1 protein-coding gene is annotated in these 357 nt (G+C 69.7%); it reads right to left on the bottom strand.

The window, feature by feature from the left end; translation table 11 throughout:
- Positions 1-357: AMP-binding protein (locus tag QSK22_RS33430; protein WP_285498518.1), on the bottom strand; the 357-nt coding region annotated here is incomplete at both ends.

Below are 357 nucleotides of genomic sequence, written 5' to 3'. Positions count from 1 at the left end.
AGGGGTCGGGCACGAACCGTTCGGCGGTCAGCGCGGGACGGTTCCAATAGCCGCGCGCCAAACCGGCCCCGGCCACGTACAACTCCCCCACCACACCCGGCGGGACCGGCCGCAGCCTCTCGTCGAGGACATAGAGCCGCAGGTCGGGGATGCCGGTTCCGATCACACTGCCCGTCGCCGTGGCCGCATATGCCCGGTCGAGGGCCTGGTAGGTGACGTGGACGGTGGTCTCGGTGATGCCGTACATGTTCACCAGCACCGGAGCGTCGTCCGGGTGCCGCGAGTACCAGTCCTCCAGCCGCCCCAGCTCCAGCGCCTCACCGCCGAACACCACCAACCGCAACGCCAGATCCGCAC

Source organism: Actinomadura sp. NBRC 104425 (assembly GCF_030269545.1).
GTDB classification, from domain to species: domain Bacteria; phylum Actinomycetota; class Actinomycetes; order Streptosporangiales; family Streptosporangiaceae; genus Spirillospora; species Spirillospora keratinilytica.
Note: the sequence above shows the minus strand (reverse complement) of the source record. Positions and strands in the feature narration are given on the sequence as shown.